Origin of the sequence: Actinotalea ferrariae (assembly GCF_019733465.1) — a bacterium.
Classification (GTDB): domain Bacteria; phylum Actinomycetota; class Actinomycetes; order Actinomycetales; family Cellulomonadaceae; genus Actinotalea; species Actinotalea ferrariae_A.
The window spans coordinates 1-3,496 of the sequence record NZ_JACVQL010000166.1 but is presented as its reverse complement, the minus strand read 5'-3'; the positions used below and the strand labels follow the sequence as shown (position 1 = coordinate 3,496).

Here is a 3,496-nt window from a genome sequence, read left to right as displayed (position 1 = left end):
GGCGCGGGCCGCCGTGCCGACGCCGCAGGCCAAGCGCGCCGCGTGGGCGGCCGTCGTGGACGACGCCGACCTGGCGAACGCGCTGCAGACGTCGACGATCGCCGGCTTCGGCCGCGCGCACGACCGCGCGCTGCTCGTGCCGTTCGTCGAGCCCTACTTCGAGGCGATCGAGCGGGTCTGGACGACGCGCACCAACGAGATCGCCCAGAACGTCGTGGTGGGCCTGTACCCGACGCTGCTCGCGGGCATGCCGGGTACCGACGTGCTGGCCCGCACCGACGCCTGGCTCGAGCAGCTCGGCGACCGCCACCCGGCGCTGCGCCGGCTCGTGGTCGAGTCGCGCGACGGCGTGCGCCGCGCGATCGCCGCGCAGGAGCGCGACCGCGCCTGACGCCAGCGCACCACGCGAACCTCCGCGAGCGCGGAGCGTCGTGCCCTCCCGCGGAGCGTCGTGCCCCGAGCGCGGAGCGTCGTGCCCTGACACGCCGGCGAGTCGTGGCACGACGCTCCGCGCTCGGTGGGTGTTCACCGTGGTGCTCGTGTGTCCCACGGGCGACGGTCGGGGCCCGTCACACGAGGGTGGGGCGGCGCGCGTCCACGCGACGCCAGCGGGCCGGGTCCTGCGCCGCGAGTGCCGACCAGCGGTGACGGTCGGACGCGTGGTGCGCGAGCGCCCAGCGCAGCGCGCGGGCCTCCGCGGCACGCGACCAGCCGCGCCGAGGACGCACGACCCGCCGGACCAGGCGCGGCAGCGTCGTGCTCAGGCCCGCGTCGAGCCACACGACGGCGTCGGCGCTCGCGTACGCGATGCCGACCTGCTCGACGTCGTCGCCGTCGACCACCCAGCCGTCCGCGGCGTCGCCGAGGGCACGCACGCACGCGGCGCGGTAGGACCCGACGTCGGCCATGGTCCCGTCGGGCAGCCGGACGAGGACGTCGACCTCGACCAAGGGCACGCCCAGCTCCGCCGCGAGCCCGCGCGCGAACCGCGTCTTGCCCGCGGCCTGCGGCCCGACGACCTGCACGCGGCGGGGCGGCACGCGCGGGGTCCTGGGCACGGAGGGGGTCAGCCGCGCAGCGCCGCCACGAGCGAGCGCAGGCGCGGGTTGTCGAACAGCTCGTCGACCGTCACGAGGCGCTGCGCCGAGTCGGCCAGCGGGACGCGCCAGTTCGGGTACTCCTGGTCCGTGCCGGGCTGGTTCTGGGCGCGCCGCTCCCCGACCGCGTCGGCGAGAGAGACGCCCACGAGGACGGCGGGCGACGCCATGACGAGCCGGTGCAGGGCCTCGACGACCTGACGCTCCGACGCCTCGGCCCCCACCAGCCCCCGCTGCGCCAGCACGCCGAGCATCTGGTCCCGCTCGGACCGCGCCGCGTCGCGCACCTGCTCGACGGACTCGCTCAGCAGGCCGAGCCGGTCGCGCAGGTCGACGTGCTCGAGCGCGAGGTACCCGGCCGTGGGCGGCAGGTCGTGCGTCGTCACGGTCGCGAGCGCGAGCCGGCGGTACCGCTCGGGCGGCATCGGCGCGTCGTCCTCGCGCTCGAACCACAGCACCGAGGTGCCGAGCACGCCGCGCTCGGTGAGGTAGTCGCGGACCCACGGCTCGAAGACGCCCAGGTCCTCGCCGATGACGACGGCGCCGGCCCGGTGCGCCTCGAGCGCGAGGATGCCGATGAGCGCCTCGTGGTCGTACCGCACGTAGGCGCCGTCCTGCGCGCCGTGGCCCTGCGGGATCCACCACAGCCGGAACAGGCCGATGACGTGGTCGATCCGGATCGCGCCCGCGTGCCGCAGCACCGTGCGGAGCATGTCGCGGTAGGGCGCGTAGGCGGCGCGTGCGAGCGCGTCGGGCCGCCACGGCGGCTGGGACCAGTCCTGGCCCTGCTGGTTGTACATGTCCGGCGGCGCACCGACGGACACGCCCTGCGCGAGCACGTCCCGCATCGACCAGGCGTCGGCACCCTCCGGGTGCACCCCGACCGCGAGGTCGTGCATGATCCCGAGCCGCATGCCGCCCTCGACGGCGGCGCGCTGGGCGGCCGCGAGCTGCTCGTCGGCGACCCACTGGAGCCAGCAGTAGAACGTGATCCGGTCTGCCAGGTCGGCGCGCAGCCGGCGCACCACGTCGGACCCGCGGTCGTCCGCCCCGTCGGGCCACGCCCGGCCCGCGAAGTGCTCGTGCATCGCGCACCAGAGGGCGAAGTCCTCGAGCCCCTTTCCCTGCTCGCGACGGAACGTCTCGAAGGCCAGCTCGCGCGCGCGGGAGCGCGGGGCGGCGAAGACGACGTCGAGCGCGACCCGCTTCGCCTCCCACACCGTGTCCCGGTCGATCGGGCCCGGGTCCGCGCTGAGCGGGCGGGCGACCTCGGCCTGCCACTCGATCAGGGACCGCTCGGCGACCGGCAGGTACGCGGTCTCCGGGATGTCCTCGACCCGCAGGTAGAGCGGGTTGACGAAGCGGCGGCTCGTGGGGAGGTACGGCGACGGCGAGAGCGGCGGGAGCGGCTCCGCCGCGTGCAGCGGGTTGATGAGCAGGAAGTCGGCGCCCGCGCGCCGCGCCGACATCCAGGCGATCTCCCGCAGGTCCGCGAGGTCGCCCACGCCCCAGGAGCGCTCGGAGCGGACCGAGTACAGCTGCGCCATGAAGCCCCAGCCGCGCCGGTCGCCGATGCCGTGCGGCAGCTCGAGCCGGGCGGGGGTCACGACGACGGTGGCGCGGGCCGTGGTGCCGCCGCTGCTCGCGACGAGGGTGTGCCACCCGAGCGGCACGCCGTCGGGGACCTCGACGGTGGCGCGGCCGACCGCCCGGCCGTCGACCGTGCGCGGCGGGACGTAGTGGTCCACCTGCTCGACGTCGCGTCGGCCACCGCCGGCCTCGGGGTCCAGCTCGAGCCACACCTCGACCGCGTCGCCGTCGGCGACGTGGACGGGCACGCGGCGCGTGGTCCCCTCGCGCAGCACGACCACGGGCGGCAGGGTGCGCCGCCACTCCTCGTCCTCCGCGTGCTCCAGCGCGAGCGCCGCACGCTCGGGTGTGGAGGCGTCCACGCCGAGCGCCGCGAGCACCGCCACGAGGGTCTCCTGGCTCACGGTCTTCTTCTCACCGCCGAAGCCCCAGAAGTCGGGCACGACGCCGAAGCGCTCGGCGAGGGCGAGGAGCGGCGCGGGCAGGTCGCCGGTCGAGGTCTTGTCGTCAGGCTGCGGCACGGTTCGATCCTGCCAGAGCACGCCGCGCGCGCATCCTCCGCGCGCCGCAGGGCCGTAGCCTGCGGGGATGACCACGGGCCTCCCCCTCGCTGCACGCCGCTACCCCGCCGCCGAGCGGACCGGACCCGTCGAGGAGCTGCACGGGCACCGCGTGCCCGACCCGTACCGCTGGCTCGAGGACCCCGCGTCGGACGCGACCGCGGCGTGGTCCGCGGCGCAGGACGCGCTGCTCGACGCCTGGTGGGGCCCGGGCGGCGCGGCCGGCGCCGGCGACGTGGCCCGGTGGCG

4 protein-coding genes are annotated in these 3,496 nt (G+C 76.5%); 2 read left to right on the top strand and 2 right to left on the bottom strand.

Features of this window, described 5'->3' with window-relative positions:
• Nucleotides 1-391: ERAP1-like C-terminal domain-containing protein (locus ICW40_RS13235; RefSeq protein WP_221654486.1), on the top strand; the 391-nt coding region annotated here is incomplete at its 5' end.
• A 178-nt stretch (nt 392-569) separates the two neighbouring features.
• Here ICW40_RS13235 and ICW40_RS13230 read toward each other — a convergent pair.
• Together ICW40_RS13230 and malQ are read right to left on the bottom strand one after the other, a co-directional pair.
• Nucleotides 570-1,040 (bottom strand): hypothetical protein, encoded by a 471-nt coding sequence (locus ICW40_RS13230; RefSeq protein WP_221654485.1) that lies wholly within the window; start codon nt 1,038-1,040, stop codon nt 570-572.
• A 26-nt stretch (nt 1,041-1,066) separates the two neighbouring features.
• Nucleotides 1,067-3,208 carry a 4-alpha-glucanotransferase gene (gene malQ, locus ICW40_RS13225; RefSeq protein ID WP_221654484.1) on the bottom strand — a complete coding sequence of 714 codons (2,142 nt, stop codon included), beginning with the start codon at nt 3,206-3,208 and terminating at the stop codon, nt 1,067-1,069.
• Between the two features lie 67 nt (nt 3,209-3,275).
• On the opposite strand from malQ, the gene ICW40_RS13220 reads away from it, so the two are divergent.
• Nucleotides 3,276-3,496, top strand: a 221-nt coding sequence (locus ICW40_RS13220) for a hypothetical protein (RefSeq protein WP_221654483.1), incomplete at its 3' end; no start/stop codon positions are given.